The sequence below is a fragment of the Paraburkholderia sp. SSBN10T genome (genome assembly GCF_056619545.1).
On sequence record NZ_JBWQQI010000025.1, the window covers coordinates 36,956 to 56,542 of the forward strand.

A 19,587-nucleotide genomic window follows, 5' to 3' on the forward strand; every position below is an offset into this window, starting at 1 on the left:
CAGGACGGATACCAACGGGGTTGCTTCGAATGACGAACTACACGACCCGAAAGTTAAGACCCAGCAATTATCAGGGCTGTAACGAATTGTTTCGCCTCACGAAGTGGCGGATTACAACTAAACAGACGCGCTGCATCGCAAATGAATTATTACGACGAATAACAAAGCAGATGTGGGGAAGTTGCCGTAAGTTACAGCGGTAAGCAGTCAGCCGGTATCAATTGCAGACTTACATCGCAAGCGCGGTAAAAGCGACCTTGATAGCCGTGAATCGCACGCGATGCAAAGGTTCGCGCCACCTTTCAGTGTCGCAAGGCGGATTAAGCTTTGTTGAGGATCAGATAAACGGATCGGAAGGCCGCACTTCGCATATGCATGAGCTTTGTTGAATCTGTGGGCGAGAGGCATCTTTAAACTCGATTGCACGGCAATGGCTTTTTTATGTCATTGCGATAGTTTTTATTCATTGCGCTGATATCGATTGGCTGCATTTGATCTTTTGCGCTTGATCGCCGTTATGCGTTTTAACTCCCTTCACGCCTGACCATCCTGCTCCGAGCTGCCCATGTCCTTCCTGTTGAATGCGTGGTATGTCGCTGCCTTCGCGCACGAGGTGCGCACCGATGCGCCGCTTGCGCGCACGCTGCTCGGGCGGCCTGTGGTGTTGTATCGCGATGCCGCCCAACAGGCCGTCGCACTCGACGACCGCTGTGCGCATCGCTTTGCGCCGCTTTCGAAAGGGCGCATTGTCGAAGGCGCGCTCGAATGTCCGTATCACGGCCTGCGCTTCGGCGCGTCCGGCCAGTGCGTACACAATCCGCATGGCGACGGCCGCGTGCCGAGCGGCGCAAAGGTGCGGACCTATCCCACCATTGAACGCTACGGCGCGGTCTGGTTCTGGCCGGGCGAGCCCGCACGCGCGGATGCGGCGCTGCTGCCGTCGTTTCCGTTTGTCGACCCGGAGGTGGCGTATACGCATGACGGCTATCTGCTGAGTCGCGCCCATTACCAGTTGAGCGCGGACAATCTGCTCGATCTGAGTCACTTCCAGTTTCTGCATCCCGATACGCTCGGCAGCGAAGCGATTGCGCGCGGTGACGTTCAGGCCGGCAGCCTCGGCGATACGGTATGGGTGCGGCGTATCGCGTATGACGAAGAGTTGCCGCCGTTCGTCGCGAATGGCTTCGGCATTCCGCCCGGTGCGCGCGTGGATCGCTGGATGGACGTGCGCTGGACGCCGCCGGGCCTGCTGTCGATCATGGTGGGCGTCACGCCGTGTGGCATGCCGCGCGAGGCGGGTTTGATCGCGCCGTCGGCGCATTGGCTCACGCCCGAAACCGAACGGACTACCCACTACTTCTTTGCCTTTGGCTTGCCGAAGGAGATGGGCGAGGCGGGCCGCGAAATGGTGCGCTATGCGGTGGATGGCCTGATGAAGCCATTCGAACAGGAAGATCTGCCGATGCTCGAAGCGCAGCAGCACAACCTCGGCGAGAACGATTTCTGGGCGCTGCAACCGGCCTTGCTGCCGATCGATGCCGGGGCAATTCGTGCGCGCCGGGTGATGGAACGGTTGATCGCCGAGGAGCGTGCAGCGGGCGAAACGACCGTGCCTGTCGACTCGTTGCGCCGTTCTTCGCAGGCGGCCGCATAGTGGCGGCCGTTCTCGAGGCGCGCGTATTGACGCAGTCGCTCAACGCGGTGTGGGTGGAGTGCCTCGCCGACGCGCTCAGCGCAGCCGGCGTGCGGCACGCGGTGTTGTGCCCCGGTGGCCGCGCAAGTGCGATGTGTATCGCGTTCGATGCGCATCCGGGCATGGCTGTCGAGATGGTCTGCACCGATGAGCGCAGCGGCGCTTTCGTGGCGCTCGGCCTCGCCCGCGCGAGCGGCTCGCCGGTGGCGATCGTCACCACTTCCGGCTCGGCGGTGGCGAACGTCCTGCCGGCGCTGATCGAAGCCGATGCCTCCAATATCCCGCTCGTGGTGCTCACCTGCGACCGGCCGCGCACGCTGCGCGGCGCCGGCTTTGGGCAGATGGCCGACCACCTCGGCGCGACCAGGGCCTTCGTTAGAGCGCAGGCCGACCTCGACGACCCGTTCGATTCGGCGGCCGCGTTCGAGCAGGCTCGCGCGGCCTTGAACCGCGCGCTGACAGCGATGCTGGGTGGGGGCGAGTGCGAGGATGCGCAGAGCTTGCGGATCGACGCGCATCCTTCTCCTGTGCGTGCCTCGCCTGGGCCCGTGCATGTGAATGTGCCGCTGGCCGGCGTCTACGATGCGACCGAAACGCATCCCGTGTCTTTCGATACCGTCGCCGCAGCGCGTGAAGCGCGCGCGTTTGCGGTGCCTGCTATTAGCAGGGCCCACGACGCTTCGAGAACGCCTTCAGCCATCGTCGAGCGTATCGTCGCGCGCGTGCGGCATGCACGCGGTGCCGGCGGCTCGCTGAGTGGAGACGGCTTCAACGGGTTGATCGTCGTCGGTCCTGAGCCGGGCGCGCCGCTCGAAGCGATTTTTGCGCTGGCGGCAGCGACAGGCTTTCCGGTGCTTGCCGACGCTGCCAGCGGCCTGCGCGCAGGACCGGCGGCGCTGCAGCCGGCCGAGGCAGCGCGCGGCGCAGCGGGTGCGCTAGTCATCAATGCGTTCGACGTGCTCGGCGGCGCTGGCCGCATGGCGGCCGAGCGTCCGGATCTGATCGTGCGCTTCGGTGTGGCGCCGGTGCTGCCGCTGCTGCATACCTATCTCGAAGCGGTAACCGAGGTGCCGGCGATCAAGATCGCGCCGCATCGTGTGGAGCACGACTATCTGCACCAGGCACTCGATCCACACGATGTACTGGTGGCGCCTGGCTGCGAGGCGTTGGCAGAGTTGGGACGCGCGCTGTGCGATGCGGTGCGGCAGAGCAACACTAGCGCGGTGTCGTTTGCCTGGCGGGACCGCTGGGCCAGCGTCGCCGGCTACGGCGCACGCGAGCGGCGCGCCTGCGTCGCGAAGCTGGGCTGGGGCGAAGTCGCGGCAGCGCATCAGGTATTCGCCGCTGCGGGATTTGGCTTCGTCCATATAGGCAATTCAATGTCGATGCGCCATGCCGATATCGGCTACGACGTGCGTGCCGAAGTTCAGGATATCTACGTCAACCGGGGCGTGAGCGGTATCGACGGCACGCTTTCGACCTTCATCGGCGAGGCGCTGGCGCGGCGCGACGCAGGCTTGCTGGTGCTCGGCGATCAGGCATTGATTCACGATCTGTCGGCGCTTGCGAGCGCGCAGCGGCTCGACACGCCGGCCTGCGTGTGCGTGATGGATAACGGTGGTGGAGCGATCTTCGATTTTCTGCCGATTGCCAGATCGCCTGTCTATGTGAAGACGATTCGAAATCCTTATAAGATCGACATTGGAGCGATAGCGAAAGGGTTCGGGCTGGCCCATCGGCGTGTGGAAAGCCGTGCGGCATTGAGCGAGGCGCTCGAAGCGGCGCTCGGTCAGATGGGAATGACGATTGTCGAAATCGCCGTGGATGCGTTCTCCGCCGCCGCGCAAATGCAGTTGCTCGCGCAAGCGTTGGGAGCGGCCTGATGTGGGATATCGCCGCGCATGACGATCCGCTGCGGCGCTCGCTGGCCGCGCTGCAAAGGTATGCGAGCGCCCCGGCGCCCGACGAAGTGTTTCTCGATGATATGCAACAGCGCATCGATGCGGCAGGGCGGGCGCGACTGCGCGCGCCTTCGGCTGCCGCGCGCCGCAAGACGCCTGATGGCGCGCCTCGCATCCTGCTGCTCGGCTATAGCGGTGCAGGCAATACAGGCGCCGATCTGCGTACCATCGAGACCATCGCCCAACTGCAGCGATTGTTTGCGCCGCGCCTGCCGCAGATTACGCTATTGGCGATCGGCGAGTGTTTCGATCATCCGCTGCTGGAGGCGACGCCCAAGCTCGCGCCCGAGCTTCCCTATCTGCCCGATGCACTCGACGCGGCGATTCGCGAGGCCGATCTGGTGCTCAACGTCGAAGGCTCGACTTACACCTCGAAGTTTTCCGACTCGCTCGCCGGTGTTCTGATTGGCGGTGTCGCGCTGGCGGCTGCCCATGGGCGGCCGGCGATAGCGTATGGCGTCGATAGCGGCGCCATGAGCGACGCGTTGACCCGTTTCGTTGCGCGCAATGCAGCACGCGGACAGATTATCTGCCGCAACCAAGCCGCCCGTGCGCAACTGGCGCCGCTAGGCGTGCAGACGCAGGCAGGCGCGGATACCGCGTGGAGCTATCGGGCGCCGCACAGTGTGCGAGCTGCGACGCGCGGTGCACGGGTGGCCGCGCTGTGCCCGAACAATCCATTCTGGTGGCCGGTCGCAGCGGATGCGCAGCGTGCGCATCTGCTCGATGCGCGGCGCGAGACTTCGCCGTTTCGCTATGGGCCGTTGCATTTCCACACCTGGGATGCGACACGGGCGGCAGCTTACGACGCTTACCTCACGCGTTTCGCCGCCATTGCGGCAGGGTTGCGCGAGGCGGGCTATACGCCGGTGCTGGTCGGCATGGAGCAACTCGACCGCGCCGCCTGTGAGAATCTGGCGGCTCGCCTGCCGTTTGCCGCCGAGATCGTCGCTCGCGGCGCGGCGAACCTCGACGAGGTGGCGGCTACCGTAGCGCAGGCGGCGTGCGTGGTGACGACCCGCTACCATGCCGCGGTGCTGGCGATGTCGCATGGCGTGCCGGTGTTCGGCCTCTCGATGGATACCCGCATCGACCGGCTGCTGGACGAGGCCGGTTGCCGCGGGTGGAGCGCGGCTTGCGATGCCGTCGACGGCACGCAGTCGGCATTGGCGAAGCTCGGCACGCTGGAGACGCCGCAAGTGCGCGCAGAACTGGTTACGTGCTACGCGCGCTATGCCGACGCTCAGCGGGCGCGCTTTGACGAGATGGGAAATCAGGTGCTGGCGGCGCTGGGCGCTATCTAAGCGCCCCGTGCCGTTCTTTGCTGCGATGGTCCCCCGCGGCTATGTCGCAACAGGCATTGCCTTATCGCGGCACAACCCCGAATTGCAACGCTGCCAGCCGATGAGGCTGTCCGACTGGTCCGGGTACAGGCACGATGCGTGATCTCGCAGTGACCGCGAGTGACGTCGATTCGCGGGCCGGTATTCCGCACGAAGCGTGTGCGCAATTCCGGCCCGCGCTGCTACGTGTTACTCGTCGCCTTTCAAACCGAGATCCGGCAACGCGCGTGTGCCTTCCACGGCGACCGAATTCAGCAGGTGCGGATCGAGATCGAGCGCCTTCAGGATGGTGGGCGCGACCTGCGTGGTCGTGACGCGCTCATCGACCCTGCGGCCCGGGTGGTGCAGCCCCGGATACGAAATGACGAGGCCGAGATGGCTGTCGTCGGGCGCATTGCCGCCGTGCTCTTCATCCTTCGCCGTGCTCGACGTGTAGATCACGCCGGGATTCGGCTGCACGATGATATCGGGCGTGCGGCCTTGCGCCGGATCGCCGAAGCGGCCCGCGAGGGACGGACCGTAGAGGATGTACGCCTGCGGGCCGTCTGCGCAGATGCCAGGCGCATTGCACGAGAGATTGTTCTTGAGCGTCGTGACCACCGCGTTGAGCTGCGCTTGATTGCGCAGCCAGATCAGGCCCACGTCGTCGGTCTGCACGAAGCCGGTGTTGACGAGACCCGTGCCGTCGTTCAGGTTGCCGCTCTTCGTGTTGTTCTGGCCGAAGTTGCCGTTCGGATCCAGATAGTTGTTCGCTTCAAGCAGTTTCGTCAGCGTGTCGCCGTTCTTCACGAGTTTCGTGTGATCGGTGGGCGACTGGCCATGCTTGGCGGTCACGATGATGAGCGTGGACGAGTAGAGGTTCTGCTGCTGAAGCGCGGCAACGATGCGGGCGAGCGCGTTGTCGATATAGCTGATTGCGCCCGTCACTTGCGGACCCGGCGTGAAGTCGGCGTCGAGATAGCCGCCTCCCGTCGCCACCGTGGCTTTCTGCGCCACGCTCAGGGTCTGGAAGTTGGTGCCGAAGAGTGTCGGCACGGGTTCGTTGCGGGTGCCGGTGGAGTCCTTGCCGCCCATCTCGTTGATGAGCGCCTGCACGTGGTAGTCATCGAACTTCTCGGTATGCGTATACGTGTCGAGATAGTACGTGTTGGTGGCAGGGTCGATCGAATTGATCTCGGTGCGTGCGAGATCGTCCACGCCGCGGCCCGACGGACCGTTCAGCCAGTCGTAGCCCCACGCGTGCTTGTCGGCCCACGCGGTGTGCGAATCGGGGATGTGCTCCTTGACGACCTCGAAGATCGTGTTCGTCTTCACGTAGTTGTGCGGAAAGACCTGCACGCATTTCGCGCCTACGCGCGCACGCGGAATGGCCTGCGGATTGAAAGCGCCACCGCCGTCGAGGTGTATGAGCGCGCCGCCGTTTTCGCCGTCGATGCCGGTGGTTTCGTCGAACACGACGTTCCAGCCCTGCTTGCCGACGCAGCCCGTGTCGTTGGGCGCGTAGAGCGTGCGGTCATATGAAACGTCATAGAAAAGGCCGGCCGATTTAGGCGAGCCGCCCGTTACAAGTGCGGTGAGGCCCGGAAACGAATCGGAAAGTCCGGGCGTATACGCGTTCGCATACGTAACGCCCGATTTCGCGAGAAGCGCGAGATTCGGGCAGGTATTGCCGGCTATGCAACGCGCCACATCCTGCTCGTGCAAGCCGTCGAAGCTGATGAGCAAGACATGTTTGATACCGTCCGGTTCACTCGCCTGCGCAGATGCGAGTGCACCACCTAGAGCGAGCGCGCCCGCGCTGAGCGCCGCCATACCTGCAAACCACCTCCGTGCCGCTTTCATCGCTTACCTCCATTTGTTCGTGGGGAGAGTCGTGCGTAACGAGGAACAACTTTGCAGATGCATTACGTCGGAGCGGTGAATTTTAACTTTCAATTACATTTGATTACATTTTATTGCGAGGCGTTATCGTGGATGGCTACCATGCAAGCGTCGTTTCCCGCTGCCTGGCCGGGCTGCTGTGCCGCCGCGCAGCTTCATCCGCGAAGACCGGCAGCACCTTGTCGGCAAACCTGCGCAACGACGCCATCACCTTGTCGTGAGGCAGGGCGCCGAACCAGAAGCTCGCACTGAAATAGTCGCAACCGAGGCCGCGTTGGATGCGGCGTAACTGATGGATGCATTCATCGGCAGTCCCAATGACCAGAAAATCGTCGCGCAGCGCCTGCCCGGACGGCTCGTCGGGAAACGGCCCGGCCGGCACCACGCCGTCGATCACCTCGCCCATATCGTGGCGTAAGCGCAGGGTGGCGCGGCCGTTCCAGCGTGCCTGTTCGACAGCCTCGCTCGCTTCGGCCTCGCTTTGCGCGACGTACACCGGCCGTTGCGTGCCGATGCGTAGCGACGCGAGTCCCGCAGTGAGATCCGGATATTGCTCGCGAACGTTGGTCAGCTTCGAGATCGGTTCGAGCACGCCGGTGAACAGGTTGGCGCGCCGCTGAACCGCTTTGGCGACCGACGCATGCCGGCTCGAATTCACCACCAGCCAGCGCGGCATTGCAGCTTGCAGCGGCTGAGGCACGAGCGTGGTGCGGGGAATCCTGAAGTGCTCGCCCGTGTATGAGAACACCGGCTCTTGCAAGGCGCGCAGCAGCACGTCGAGCGCTTCGTCGTCGCGGGCCGGTGTGGCGCCCTTGACGAGCTGGAAGCGTTCGTACTGATAGGTCTGGTAACCACTGCCGAGACCGGCTTCGACGCGCCCGCCGCTCAGCACATCGAGCGTCGCCAGTTCCTCGGCGATCACCAGCGGATGATGCAGCGGCACCGGAATGATCGCCGGTCCAAGCCGCAGATGCCGCGTGTGCGCCGCAATATGCGACAACAGCAGCAATGGCCGCGATGAGTGCGAGTAGTTGGTGAAGTGGTGCTCGGCGAGCCACAGGTGGCTATAACCGAGCTGGTCGGCGGCAGCGGCCATGTCGATGGCGCGCTGGTAGAGCACGGCCGCGGGAAGATGCTCGGGCGCGGGCATGGTCAGGAACAGGCCGAATTGCATCGTCGACTCCTGCGGATCAGGGGGCTGTCGGAGCCGTCGACGAGGCGATCGGCGCCACGCCTTTGGCACGATAGAACATATAGGTGGCCGCATACGGCACCAGCAGCCGCGAGCCTTCGAGTTCGCAGGCCGGCTGCGGCGGCAGGCCGCCCGAGGTGTCGATGCGCTGGATCGAGCTGATGTTCGAGAAACGCCCGTTGCCGGGGCGCGGTGCGGCGACGTAGCCCGTTTCATAGCGCGCCCAGGTCAGCGCGTTGGCGCCGACCTGGCTTTCGGCCACTACGGTGGCCTTTACATAGCTGCCGTCATACGAGAGGAAGTAATGGCCAGGAGCTGCCGTGCCGACGCTTTGGCCACCGGCATCCACCAGCGTGGCTTCGGAGCCGGCCGGATCCCACAACAACTGGGTGGGGTCGGTGCGCACGCCGTTGGCGTCGGCGGCCGCCGGCGCCGTGCCGGAGGCATCGAAGCGGGTGAGCGGGGCGGCGGCAAGCGCGGTTCTGCGGCAGATATAGGTTTCGTCGCCGTGGGTGGTCATGATTTCCTGCAGCACTTCGTCCTGGCCCGCGCGCAGGGCAACGGGCAGGGCGTCGTTGGCGGTCGGCGGCGGCTTGGGCGGCGTGGCGCAGCCGCCGAGCGCGAGCAGACCACCGATGCCGAGCAAGGCGGTAAGCCGGCAAAGCGAGCGGGCGGGACGCGACGAAAGACCTTTCATCGGGATATCGAAGTTTAAATGGTGAAGGAGGTGACGCTCAATGCTGCAATGACAACCGATCCGCCGTCGCCGGTCGGGGTGCAACACGAAACGCTGCACGGTAAAACGCACGGACCGGCCGCGGTTCGTATCTGCATGCTTCGGTTCGCTGCGGGCCGGCTGAAGCGGGTGCGGCAGCCGATACTGGCAACTGATGTTGTCAAATGCAGGTTGTCAAAACGCAGGTTGTCAAACGCAGCATCGCGTCACCGGCGCAGCATGGCCTTACGTCCTTCTGTACTCCTGTCCCTTCGAGCGGCGATGGAACCGAAACTGTTTTCTGCTTCCCCGATCGAGTCTGAACGCCACGATGAAGCGGGCATGGGCGGCGCCGATCTCGCGCACGCCTGGCTCGCGATGATTCGCCAATATATTCGCGGCGAACCCGACGGCGGCAATCGCGCAGACGATCGCGGAGCCGCCGCGACGCCGATCACCGAGGCCGAATGCACGGTGCGTCTGGCCGATGCGGACCGCGTGTTCGCCGAGTGGCTTGCGCCGCTGGGACGCTCGGCGGCACAGATCGCGGGCGTCGAACCGGCGCGGATCGCTGCCGCGCTCAATCATATGCACCACGAGTCGCGCCGCCTGACGATGTGCGATGACGCGCTGCTCGACAATGTCGTCGAACTGGCGCGCACGGTGATCGAACAGCGTGTGCCGGGTGATTTCATCGAAGCGGGCGTCTGGCGGGGCGGCATGACCATCCTGATGCGCGCCGCGCTCACGGCATTCGGCGACACGCAGCGGAGCGTATGGGTTGCTGACTCGTTTGCCGGACTGCCCGCACCGGACCCCGCGAGCGATCTGCGCGATGCGATCTGGCATCACCTGATGCGGGCGGTAGGGCTGCTGCGCAGCGATCTGGACGCGGTACGCAGTGCGTTTGCGCGCGCCGGGCTGCTCGACCGCCGCGTGCGTTTTCTGCCTGGATGGTTTGCCGAGACGCTGCCGCAGGCGCCCATTGAGCGGCTTGCCCTGATGCGTCTCGACGGCGACTGGTACGACTCGACGCGCGATGCGCTGGAGGCGCTGTATCCACGTTTGTCGCCGGGTGGATTTGCGATCGTCGACGACTATGGCCTGCCGACCGGATGCGCTCGGGCAGTGGACGAATACCGCGAGCAGTACGGCATCGATGCGCCGTTTACATGGGTCAATGCGCAGGCCGTGTATTGGCGCAAGCCGTCGTGAGCGCGCATCTGCCCGCGGGGCTGGTGGCGCGGCTTGCCGAACATTATGTGGCGCCGCCTCAAACCGCTGCGCTCGATCTGATCGTCAGCGACGATCTTCCATGCAGCCGTCGTTTCGTGTTGGGGCGAGTGATCGAGATGCGGCCGTTGCAGGGTGAGGGCGGCGGGTTTGAGCGCGGCGTTACGGCTCACACGCTCGCCGGCATCTCCGTTGCAGGGCCTACTCAGGCAACCGCTCGCATCACGCTGACTCGCGCGGTGCTGGCCGCCATGCTTGCCGATCCGAGCGGATTCGACGCGCGCAGCGCCGCGTCCCTTGCGCTCGGCGGCGTGCGGATCGAAGGCGCCGCGCGGCTTGCGGCTTACTGGTTGCAATTGCTCAAGCGGCCTTCGGACGAGGGACGGGCTGCGCTGGCACGCGCGCGTGAGCGTGCGCCTCGCCGGCTTGACGCGGTGCCCGTGTTCGACGCCGCGCAAACCGGCCACGATGCGGCGCTCGCGGCTTCGCTGAACACTGCAATCGTCGATACGCTGGAGCGCAGCGTCCCGCTCCATCTACGCGGTGTACTGCGCTGGCCCGAGACAGCCTGGACGCTTGCCGGCTGGCGCGAGCGCGAAGCGTCGACGGTGTTGCGGACGAACCCGGTCGACGGAAGCTCGCAATCCGTAGGCGAGTTTATCGATGCACTCGAAGCGCCTGAAGCACTGCAAGCGTCCGGGGCGGGCGCCGCCTCAGACCCGCCTTACACCGAAGGCTGCTTGCTACCCGCCGCCTGGGAAGCGCGCTTCGAGATGCCGGTTTTGCCGGCTGCGATGTTCGGCCCGGCCCAGCTCTGGTTCGGCCGCCGCCGCGACCATGCGCTCGTCACACGCCTGCATTGCGATCTGGCGAATTCGTTTCTGGCCCAGGTGCATGGCCGCAAACGGGTTCGTCTGTATAGCCCGTCGCAGGACGAAGCTGTCTATGCACTCGACGCGTTCAATACCTACCGTCCGTGCCGCGTCGATGCCGCCGCGCCCGATTTTGCCCGCTTTCCTCGTTTTGCCGAAGCGCGCGGCATCGACGTCACGATCGCGCCGGGCGATCTGCTGGTGATTCCCACCGGCTGGTTCCACTGTGTCTGGGCGCTCGATCACGTGCTGTCGATCAGCCGCTTCGTCAGCGAGGAACAGGCGGCGGCGCTCGCTTCGCATTTGCGCACATAACTTCGACCCGGTTTCGCCGGCATGCCAGGCCGACGCTAGGATTGACGGCATCGCATTCGATTGAGCGGGGACGACGATGGCGCTTTCGGTGGGTAGCGAGATGAGCGGCGGGATCGGCAGCATGTACGGATCGTCTTTCGACGCCGGCGGCGGATCGTCCGGTTCGAACCAGACGCAACTGCTGCAAAGCATCGACCAGCTCGAACAGATGCTGCGCGAGATGATCGCCAGTCTGAAGCTCGATAGCAACGATCCCTCTTCTTCGGGCAGCGGCAGTGGTGGAGGGTTTGGCAGCGGCGGCTCGGGTGGCTCGGGCGGCGGCTTCGACCCGAGCATGTTTTCAGCGACGGGCGGCGCGGCTTCGACACCTTCGGCATTCTCCAGCACGCCTGCTTCATCCGGCGGCGCCGCGGCTTCCGGTTCCTCGGGCGCGTCGTCCGACTTCGGCGGCTCGACACTCGGCCCCGGCTTCCCATCCCAGCTCGAACCGTATCGCAACGATATCGAAGCGGCCTCGCAACAAACCGGCGTGCCCGCCAATCTGCTCGCCGGGCAGATCTGGCAGGAGTCGCGCGGCAATGCCGGGGCCAGCAGCACCAACAGCAACGGCATGACCGACGCCGGCCTGATGCAGGTCGATCCGGCGACTTTCGCCAGCCTGCAGCAGGAGCATCCGCAATTGCAGGGCAAGAATCTGTCCGACCCTTCCACCAATATTCTCGCCGGCGCGTACTACATGAGCGACATGGCCAAGCAGTTCGGCGGCAACTGGGACGAAGCCTTGCGCGCCTACAACTCTGGCCCGGGTCAGGTGAAACCGGGTAATCTCTCGGATGTCTCGATCGGCGACCCGAACTACGTGAACGAAGTAACCCAGTTCGCGTCGACGATACAACAGGGTGGTCAACTGCCTGCCTGAGACGGCGTGCTGCAACGACACGCGCGGGGTCTGCTCCAGTCCATCTCATGCAAGGGTTTGAATGAACGAGTCACGCACCCGCGGCGCCGTTGCGCGCCATTGGCTTTTCCGTCCGGCGGCTTCGCTCGCCTTTTTCACGACCCTGAGTTGCGCGGCGCTTTCCGTAAGTGCCTATGCGCAAACGCCGGCGGGTTCGATGAGCAAGATCTGCGCCGCCCGCGCCAACAACGCCAGGCTGATCGCGCTCGACCGCGACGCCGGTGTCACCAAAGAACAGGAGTGGCGCAAGACGCTGGCCGTGGTGCAGGCCATGCCGCCCGAGCGTCAGGCGTATGCGCAGGCCGAACTGGCCTCTTTTATCGACGGCTTGTACGGCCGCTATGCGAAGCTGCCGCCGCCGGATGTCTACACCAAATACCTGGCGTACTGTGAAGGGCAGTCTTCGGGTGGGGGCGCGACGCGCACGCCTTGAGGCCGGCGTGCGCGCCGTTGCTTCAGTTCGCCGCCAGCATCGAAATACCTGCGTCGCCGAACAGCGACTGCGTGCTGTTGGCGGCGATATCTTTCGCCAGCGCCGATAAATCGACCCCTTCGGGCTTGGCGATCAGCGCATAGCTGAGTTCGGCGTGCCGCCATGTCACGACGTTCATGCTGTCGATACGCTGCTCGGCGATTGCCGCGTCGGCCCGGGTGTCTTTCATCACACAGAGCGCAACCGGTGCGCCTTGCTGCGGCAGATAGACGATCTGCACCAGCGGCTTGTCGTTAAAGCGCAGCCGCTGCACGCGCTTGAAGGTCAGCCCGGCCTGACTCAGATCCGGAATCCGCACGTCGAGTCCGTCCTGATGACGAATCTCGTCGACGGTTTGCGCCGACACTTCGGCATTCACCGGCACCTGAGCCACGGTCTCGCGCGAATAGAGCTGCTGATAACCGGCCGCGGCCGCAACCCATGAAGCCTGCGGGTTGGCCGCGGCGACTGTCGCGGCGGAGTTGGCGTTGGGACCAGCGCCGAGGCCCGGCACCAAGCGCAGGCCGATGCCGCAGAAGAAGGCCCCGGCGACGAACGCCGCCGCCAGCCACAGCGGCGCCACGCGCAGCCGCGAGCGCACCGGCGCGGACGGCGGGACGAACGCACTATGTTCGAGCGCGGCATCGTTGGCGCCCGGCGCGGCGATGCGTTGCGCATGGGCGCGCGCCATCGCCGCAACGGCTTCGGTCAGGCTGTCCGGCACCGGCGGCAGTTTTTGCTGCTCGAACGCTTGCGCATAAGGCAAGCGCGACGTCTGCAACTGGGTAACGAATTCGGCGGCATCAGGCGACACGGCGATCTCCTTTTCGACCTCCTGGCATTCCTCAGCGGACAGCTCGCCGTCCACATATGCCATCAGCAGGATAGAGTCCATTTTCATGAGACCGGGTCCTTACTCGCGACTGCAACTTTGCTTCTCTGGCTATCCCGCACCCCGAACAGTGCGCCGATGGTCTGGCGCGCTCGTGACAGGCGGCTCATGACCGTGCCGATCGGCACGTCGAGCACCTGAGCCGCTTCGATATAACTGAGCCCTTCGACGGCCACGAGCAGCATCACCACGCGCTGCGCTTCCGGCAGCCTCGCCACCGCGCTGACAATCTGGCTATTGATGGCGTTTTCCTCCGGCGTGCGCACGGCAGGATCGGCGACGGTTTCGAGCATTTCATCATCCCATTCCGTGCTGGAGCGGTTGCGCCGGCTGCGGGCGCGCAACTCGTTGATCCAGGTGGAATGCACGATGGCGAACATCCAGCTCAGCGCGGAAGTGCCGGGCTGCAACTGATGCGCGCGTTCGAGCGCACGCACGCAGGCGCGCTGCACCAGGTCTTCGGCGTCGTGCCGGTCGCCTGCTATGCGTAGCGCAAACGCCCACAGGCGCGGCAGCATGGCCGGGAGCAGGCTGGGTAAATCCGAACCGGTCGTCGACATGGTTCCGTGTTTGCGCAAGGACAGATGGCAGGATTCTAGCGACAAACCGCGGTTTGTGCTGGACCTCTAACAGTAAGGCGGATAACGCTGCAACACCGGGCCGACTCGGGCACATGCTGATTCCAGGTGCCCAGACGAAGCGGTTACAGTCGATGAACGGTCAGCCATCGGCGCCACGCGTGTGGTCTGCTGAAACAGACGCTCGATCAACGTTCCCGCGCGTCGGATGGCCAAACCGGTACTGCAAACACTTTATCCACGACGGAGGGAAACCGGTGACGCATCGAGTGCTTTCCCTGCGTCGGCGCTGGCGCAAAGCCGTGCGCAAGTACGCAGCGGCGGTCACGCAGGCCGTGGGCCGCCATCCGTTTCTGGCCGGCATGGCGGGCACGGCGGTAGCGACGGCCATGGCGAGCCTGACCTTTCTGACGCTTTACGACGGCCGGGCCGACGCCTTGCTCCACTCGCATGAAACGTCGGAAAACCTGGTCTCGCTGATCTCCAGCGACCTCGCGCGCAATGTCGAAATCTATGACCTGTCGCTGCACTCGATGGTCGATGGCGCGCAGAATCCGCAGACCTGGCAGTTGCCCGCCGCGCTGCGCCATGCGGTCCTGTTCGACCGGGCGACGACCGCCGCGTACCTGGGCGGCGCCTATGTGCTGGATGCCGGCGGCCGCGTGGTCGCGTCGCAGAAGGGCGAGCTCAATCCCGCCGTGCGGCTCGACGACCGCGATTACTTTGTCGCCCAACAGCGCAATCCCGATGTGGGCCTGTTCATATCGCATCCGTTTCGCTCGCGGCTGCGCAGCGGGAATCTGTCGATCGGACTGACCCGGCGCATCAACGGCGCGGATGGCGCGTTTGCGGGAGTCGCGCTGCTGGCTATCCGGCTCGAATACTTCCAGCACCTGCTCGACAAGATCAACACCGGTAAAGAGGGCTCGGTATTTATCGTCCTCGACGACGGCACGCTGCTGGCCCGCAAGCCGTATACCGAAGCGGAGATCGGCACCAGCATCGCGAAGTCGCCGACGTTTACGGTGATGGCCTCGCATGCCGAGGGCTCCTATGTGACAACGTCTGCGGTGGATGGGGTGCGGCGCATTTTTACCTATGCGCATGTGCCGTCCACGCCGTTGATCGCCGTGGTGGCGCCGGCCGAGCACGAGGTGTTCGCCGAATGGCGGCGGCGCAGCCTGGTTGCCGGCGGCCTGACATTGGCATTGGGCGCGGTGTTCGTGCTGGTGGCCTGGTTGCTGGCGTTCACGCTGCAGGACAAGGTGGCGGCGCAGGCGGAGCTGGTGAGGCTGGCGGCCACCGATCCGCTGACGGGCCTCAGCAACCGCCGCGTTCTCGACAGCCGGCTTGACGAGGAATGGCTGCGGGCGCGGCGCAACGGCAGTGCGATGTCGGTGTTGTTCGTGGACGTCGATTACTTCAAGAAGTTTAACGACACCTATGGTCATGCGGCCGGCGACGAGGTGCTGATCGCGGTGGCCGAATGCATGGCCTCGGTGGTGCGGCGCTCGGTGGATCTGGTGGCCCGCTACGGCGGCGAGGAGTTCGCCGTGGTGCTGCCCGATACCCCGGCGGATGGGGCGTTGATCGTGGCGGAAAAGATTCGCAGGAAGGTTCAGGCAATGAGCGTGTTCGTTGGGGCAAGCGAGCAGGGCGCGGTGACGGTGAGTGTGGGCTGTGCGACCTGCTTGCCGGCGCAAGGGGGAAGCGTGTCCGGTTTGATGGCGCAGGCCGATGCTCAACTCTATGCGGCGAAGTCGGCGGGGCGCAACCGGGTGAAGTCGGCGGTGTGAGTCACCCCGATTCACTTTTGTTATCGCACCTTCCTATACTCGAATTGTTCCGGTATCGGCCGCGCCGTATATTGTCTGGCACTAACACAACCACAACCGTTACGCGGCGCGAGCCGTGCCGCGGGAGCGAGACAAGCGATGAACCGAATCGATCTGGAGGGGCGTGCCGTCGTCATTACCGGCGGGGCGCGCGGCATTGGTTATGCGGTGGCGCAGCGCGCGCTGAACTCGGGCGCTTCGGTCGCGCTCTGGGATGTCGACGCGGCGCGGCTCGAGCGCAGCCGCGGCGAACTGGCCGAACTGGGCAAAGTGTCGGCGGCGACCGTCGAGCTGACCGACGAAGCGTCTGTGGCGAATGCTGTCACTCAAACCCTGGCCGCCCACGGCACGATCGATGTGCTGATCAACTGCGCGGGCATCACCGGCGGCAACGGCACCACATGGGAACTGGAACCCGAAGTCTGGCGCCGCGTGATCGACGTGAATCTGATCGGGCCATACCTGACCTGCCGCGCAGTCGTTCCGCAGATGCTCAAGCAGGGTTATGGGCGCATCGTCAATATCGCCTCGGTGGCCGGCAAGGAAGGCAACCCGAACGCGTCGCACTATAGCGCTTCGAAGGCCGGCCTGATCGGCCTTACCAAATCGCTCGGCAAAGAGCTGGCCACCAAAAATATCCTCGTCAACGCCGTGACGCCGGCGGCTGCCAAAACCGAAATCTTCGATTCGATGTCGCAGCAGCATATCGATTACATGCTCTCGAAGATTCCCATGAACCGCTTTCTGTTGCCCGAAGAAGCGGCTTCGCTGATCTTGTGGCTGTCGTCGGAAGATTGTGCGTTCAGCACCGGCGCGGTGTTCGATCTGTCCGGCGGCCGTGCTACTTATTGAGCGCGGTTGAATCTGCGGGAGCGCGGAATCTGGTTGGCTGCTAAAGCACTAATTCCGGCTGACCACAGTGGAACTGCATGGGACCGGAGTAGCGCTCTGAAGCGCTAACTCTGGCCGACCGCAGCCGAGCTGCATGGGATCAGAGTAAGCGCTGAAGCGCTAACTCTGATCGACAGGAGACGCCATGAATCCGACTTCGCCCGTTTCTCTCGAGGCGATCAACAGCAAGGTGATGCGGCGTCTGTTGCCGTTTCTTCTGCTGATGTATGTGCTGGCCTTTCTCGACCGCGCCAATATCGGTTTCGCGCAAAAGGCGCTGCAGCACGATGCCGGCTTGTCGAACGCGGCGTTTGCGTTCGGCGCCGGGGTGTTCTTCGTCGGCTACGCCTTGTTCGAAGTGCCAAGCAATCTGCTGCTGCATCGGGTCGGCGCGCGTCTATGGATGTGCCGCATCATGGTGACGTGGGGGCTGGTGTCGGCCTCCATGTGTCTGGCGCATACGACGAGCGCGTTCTACATGCTGCGCTTTCTGCTCGGCGTCGCCGAAGCTGGGTTCTTTCCGGGTGTCATCTATTACCTCACGCACTGGTTTCCGCAGTCGGCGCGGGCGCGAGCCGTCGGGATGTTCTATTTCGGCGCGCCGCTTGCGTTTATCTTCGGCAGTCCGCTCTCGGGCCTGTTGCTCGATTTGCATGGCGCCGTGGCGCTGGCCGGCTGGCAATGGCTGTTTCTGATTGAAGGCGCCATGGCGGCGGCGGTCGGCGTGTGGGCGTTCTGGTATCTGGACGATCGGCCCGAAGATGCCCGCTGGCTCGATAGCGCGCAACGTGCCGCCCTGCGCGGGGCGCTCGACCAGGACGCCCGCGCTGCCTCCGCGCACGGCCCACGCAACCTGCTTGCCGCGCTGTTCGACCGGCGCGTGCTGGCGCTTTCGGCGATCTATCTGCTGATCCAGATGAGCGTGTATGGCGTGATCTTCTATCTGCCGCAGCAGGTCGCGGCATTGATGGGGACCGCGGTCGGCTTGCGCGTCGGGCTCGTTGCCGCGCTTCCCTGGCTGTGTGCGTTGGCCGTGACGTGGGCCGTGCCGCGTCGCGCGGATCGCACCGGCGGACATCGCCGCTGGGCGGTGGCGCTGCTGGTGCTGGCCGGACTCGGCATCGGCGCCTCCGGATTGACGCATAGCCCCTTGTTCGCGCTTGCCGCATTGTGTTGTGCCGCGAGCGGGTTTATTGCTGCGCAGCCGCTGTTCTGGACGTTTCCCACCCGTTATCTGACCGGCGCTGCCGCCGCGGGCGGCATTGCGCTGATCAATTCGCTCGGCAGCCTCGGCGGTTTTATCGCGCCGTCGTTGCGTACCGCCGCCGAACGCGCGTTCGCTTCGACTTCGGCCGGTTTGTTGCTGCTCGGCGCGGCGAGTCTGTTGGCCGCGTTGCTGATCGGCACGCTGTTTCGTCGCGATAGGGCGCCGGCCGCGCAGCCCGTGACGCCATTGATATACCGCGCCCGCTAAGCCATCGACGGCCGCGCTTAACTGCCCTGCAAACGGAGCTTTTCTTATGGTGATGCCTACTATCAAGCACGTGCGTGCCTTCATCGTCCGTGGCGGCGGCGCGGATTATCACGACCAGGCCGACGGCCACTGGATCGATGACCATATCTCGACGCCGATGGCGCGCTATCCCGAGTACCGGCAGAGTCGCCAGTCGTTCGGTATCAATGTGCTCGGCACGCTGGTGGTCGAGATCGAAGCGAGCGACGGCACCGTCGGCTTTGCGGTAACGACGGGCGGCGAGATCGGCGCGTTTATCGTCGAGAAACATCTGGCGCGTTTCCTCGAAGGCCAGCTTGTCACCGATATCGAGAAAATGTGGGATCAGATGTATTTCGCCACGCTCTATTACGGGCGCAAGGGCATCGTGCTGAATACGATTTCCGGTGTCGATCTGGCCTTGTGGGATCTGCTCGCCAAAGTCCGCAAGGAGCCCGTGTACCAGTTGCTGGGCGGCCCGGTGCGCGACGAACTGGTGTTCTACGCGACTGGCGCGCGGCCCGATCTCGCCAAGGAGATGGGCTTTATCGGCGGCAAGCTGCCGTTGCAGCACGGACCGGCTGAGGGCGAAGCGGGGCTCAGACTGAATCTCGAGCGCCTTGCCGAGATGCGCAGCCGGGTCGGCGACGACTTCTGGCTGATGTTCGATTGCTGGATGAGTCTCGATGTGCCGTACGCAACGAAGCTCGCGCACGCTGCGCACGAGTATGGCCTGAAATGGGTGGAGGAATGCCTGCCGCCGGACGACTACTGGGGTTACGCCGAACTGCGCCGCAACGTGCCGCGCGGCATGATGGTCTCGACGGGCGAGCACGAGGCGACGCGCTGGGGCTTTCGCATGCTGCTGGAAATGAACTGCTGCGATCTGATCCAGCCGGATGTGGGCTGGTGCGGCGGCATGACCGAACTGATCAAGATCTCCGCGCTCGCGGATGCGCATAACGTGATGGTGGTGCCGCACGGCTCGTCGGTGTACAGCTATCACTTCGTCGTCACGCGTCACAACTCGCCGTTCGCGGAGTTTCTGATGATGGCGCCGCAGGCCGATCAGGTGGTGCCGATGTTTACGCCGCTGTTGCTCGATGAGCCGGTGCCCGTGAACGGCCGGATGAAGGTGCCGGATACGCCGGGCTTCGGCGTGCGGCTCAATCCGGAGTGTGCATTGGTGCGGCCTTATCCGCGTTGAATCCGAAGCACCGAACGCAAGACTGAAAGTTGGCAACGGCTGGACCGCTCAAGGAGA

Annotated in this window: 16 protein-coding genes; 11 read left to right on the forward strand and 5 right to left on the reverse strand. The window is 64.5% G+C overall.

What is annotated here, in order from left to right:
- Window positions 1-565 precede the first annotated feature (565 nt).
- The 3 genes from AC1ECK_RS29870 to AC1ECK_RS29880 are packed head-to-tail and all read left to right on the forward strand — an operon-like array spanning window position 566 to window position 4,958.
- Window positions 566-1,654 (forward strand): aromatic ring-hydroxylating dioxygenase subunit alpha, encoded by a 1,089-nt coding sequence (locus AC1ECK_RS29870; RefSeq protein WP_480325693.1) that lies wholly within the window; start codon window positions 566-568, stop codon window positions 1,652-1,654.
- Window positions 1,654-3,576, forward strand: coding sequence for a 2-succinyl-5-enolpyruvyl-6-hydroxy-3-cyclohexene-1-carboxylic-acid synthase (gene menD, locus AC1ECK_RS29875; protein ID WP_480325695.1), 1,923 nt, complete (start codon window positions 1,654-1,656; stop codon window positions 3,574-3,576). The genes AC1ECK_RS29870 and menD overlap by 1 nt, the downstream gene beginning before the upstream one ends.
- Window positions 3,576-4,958, forward strand: coding sequence for a polysaccharide pyruvyl transferase family protein (locus AC1ECK_RS29880; RefSeq protein WP_480325697.1), 1,383 nt, complete (start codon window positions 3,576-3,578; stop codon window positions 4,956-4,958). The genes menD and AC1ECK_RS29880 overlap by 1 nt, the downstream gene beginning before the upstream one ends.
- Window positions 4,959-5,186: 228 nt before the next feature.
- On the opposite strand, the gene AC1ECK_RS29885 is transcribed toward AC1ECK_RS29880, so the two are convergent.
- The 3 genes from AC1ECK_RS29885 to AC1ECK_RS29895 all read right to left on the reverse strand — a co-directional run bounded on the left by AC1ECK_RS29885 (window position 5,187) and on the right by AC1ECK_RS29895 (window position 8,767).
- Window positions 5,187-6,839: an alkaline phosphatase family protein gene (locus AC1ECK_RS29885; RefSeq protein ID WP_480325699.1), complete on the reverse strand. Its 1,653-nt coding sequence runs from the start codon at window positions 6,837-6,839 to the stop codon at window positions 5,187-5,189.
- 136 nt (window positions 6,840-6,975) lie between these two features.
- On the reverse strand, window positions 6,976-8,052 hold the full coding sequence (locus AC1ECK_RS29890) for an LLM class flavin-dependent oxidoreductase (RefSeq protein WP_480325701.1): 1,077 nt from the start codon (window positions 8,050-8,052) through the stop codon (window positions 6,976-6,978).
- Window positions 8,053-8,068: 16 nt separating this feature from the next.
- Window positions 8,069-8,767: a DUF3455 domain-containing protein gene (locus tag AC1ECK_RS29895; RefSeq protein WP_480325703.1), complete on the reverse strand. Its 699-nt coding sequence runs from the start codon at window positions 8,765-8,767 to the stop codon at window positions 8,069-8,071.
- Window positions 8,768-9,067: 300 nt separating this feature from the next.
- Here AC1ECK_RS29895 and AC1ECK_RS29900 point away from each other — a divergent pair, with 300 nt between their 5' ends.
- The 4 genes from AC1ECK_RS29900 (at window position 9,068) to AC1ECK_RS29915 (ending at window position 12,596) form a co-directional block, all read left to right on the forward strand.
- Window positions 9,068-10,000 (forward strand): TylF/MycF/NovP-related O-methyltransferase, encoded by a 933-nt coding sequence (locus AC1ECK_RS29900; protein ID WP_480325705.1) that lies wholly within the window; start codon window positions 9,068-9,070, stop codon window positions 9,998-10,000.
- Complete coding sequence (locus AC1ECK_RS29905; RefSeq protein WP_480325707.1) at window positions 9,997-11,205, forward strand: cupin-like domain-containing protein; 1,209 nt, start codon at window positions 9,997-9,999, stop codon at window positions 11,203-11,205. The genes AC1ECK_RS29900 and AC1ECK_RS29905 overlap by 4 nt, the downstream gene beginning before the upstream one ends.
- A 76-nt stretch (window positions 11,206-11,281) precedes the next feature.
- Entirely contained in the window at window positions 11,282-12,124 is an 843-nt protein-coding gene (locus AC1ECK_RS29910; RefSeq protein ID WP_480325709.1) for a lytic transglycosylase domain-containing protein, read from the forward strand.
- Between the two features lie 61 nt (window positions 12,125-12,185).
- Window positions 12,186-12,596, forward strand: coding sequence for a hypothetical protein (locus AC1ECK_RS29915; protein ID WP_480325711.1), 411 nt, complete (start codon window positions 12,186-12,188; stop codon window positions 12,594-12,596).
- A gap of 22 nt (window positions 12,597-12,618) precedes the next feature.
- Here AC1ECK_RS29915 and AC1ECK_RS29920 read toward each other — a convergent pair whose 3' ends face one another.
- Window positions 12,619-13,536 (reverse strand): anti-sigma factor family protein, encoded by a 918-nt coding sequence (locus tag AC1ECK_RS29920; protein ID WP_480325713.1) that lies wholly within the window; start codon window positions 13,534-13,536, stop codon window positions 12,619-12,621.
- Window positions 13,533-14,087, reverse strand: coding sequence for an RNA polymerase sigma factor (locus AC1ECK_RS29925; RefSeq protein ID WP_480325715.1), 555 nt, complete (start codon window positions 14,085-14,087; stop codon window positions 13,533-13,535). Before AC1ECK_RS29925 ends, AC1ECK_RS29920 begins: the two co-directional genes overlap by 4 nt.
- Window positions 14,088-14,362: 275 nt before the next feature.
- Between AC1ECK_RS29925 and AC1ECK_RS29930 the strand changes: the two genes are divergently transcribed.
- The 4 genes from AC1ECK_RS29930 to rhmD all read left to right on the forward strand — a co-directional run bounded on the left by AC1ECK_RS29930 (window position 14,363) and on the right by rhmD (window position 19,530).
- Entirely contained in the window at window positions 14,363-15,901 is a 1,539-nt protein-coding gene (locus AC1ECK_RS29930) for a GGDEF domain-containing protein (protein ID WP_480325717.1), read from the forward strand.
- 138 nt (window positions 15,902-16,039) lie between these two features.
- Complete coding sequence (locus tag AC1ECK_RS29935; protein ID WP_480325720.1) at window positions 16,040-16,792, forward strand: SDR family NAD(P)-dependent oxidoreductase; 753 nt, start codon at window positions 16,040-16,042, stop codon at window positions 16,790-16,792.
- Between the two features lie 184 nt (window positions 16,793-16,976).
- Window positions 16,977-18,305: an MFS transporter gene (locus AC1ECK_RS29940; protein ID WP_480325722.1), complete on the forward strand. Its 1,329-nt coding sequence runs from the start codon at window positions 16,977-16,979 to the stop codon at window positions 18,303-18,305.
- Between the two features lie 46 nt (window positions 18,306-18,351).
- Window positions 18,352-19,530 carry an L-rhamnonate dehydratase gene (gene rhmD / locus AC1ECK_RS29945; RefSeq protein WP_480325724.1) on the forward strand — a complete coding sequence of 393 codons (1,179 nt, stop codon included), beginning with the start codon at window positions 18,352-18,354 and terminating at the stop codon, window positions 19,528-19,530.
- The last annotated feature ends 57 nt before the right edge of the window (window positions 19,531-19,587 follow it).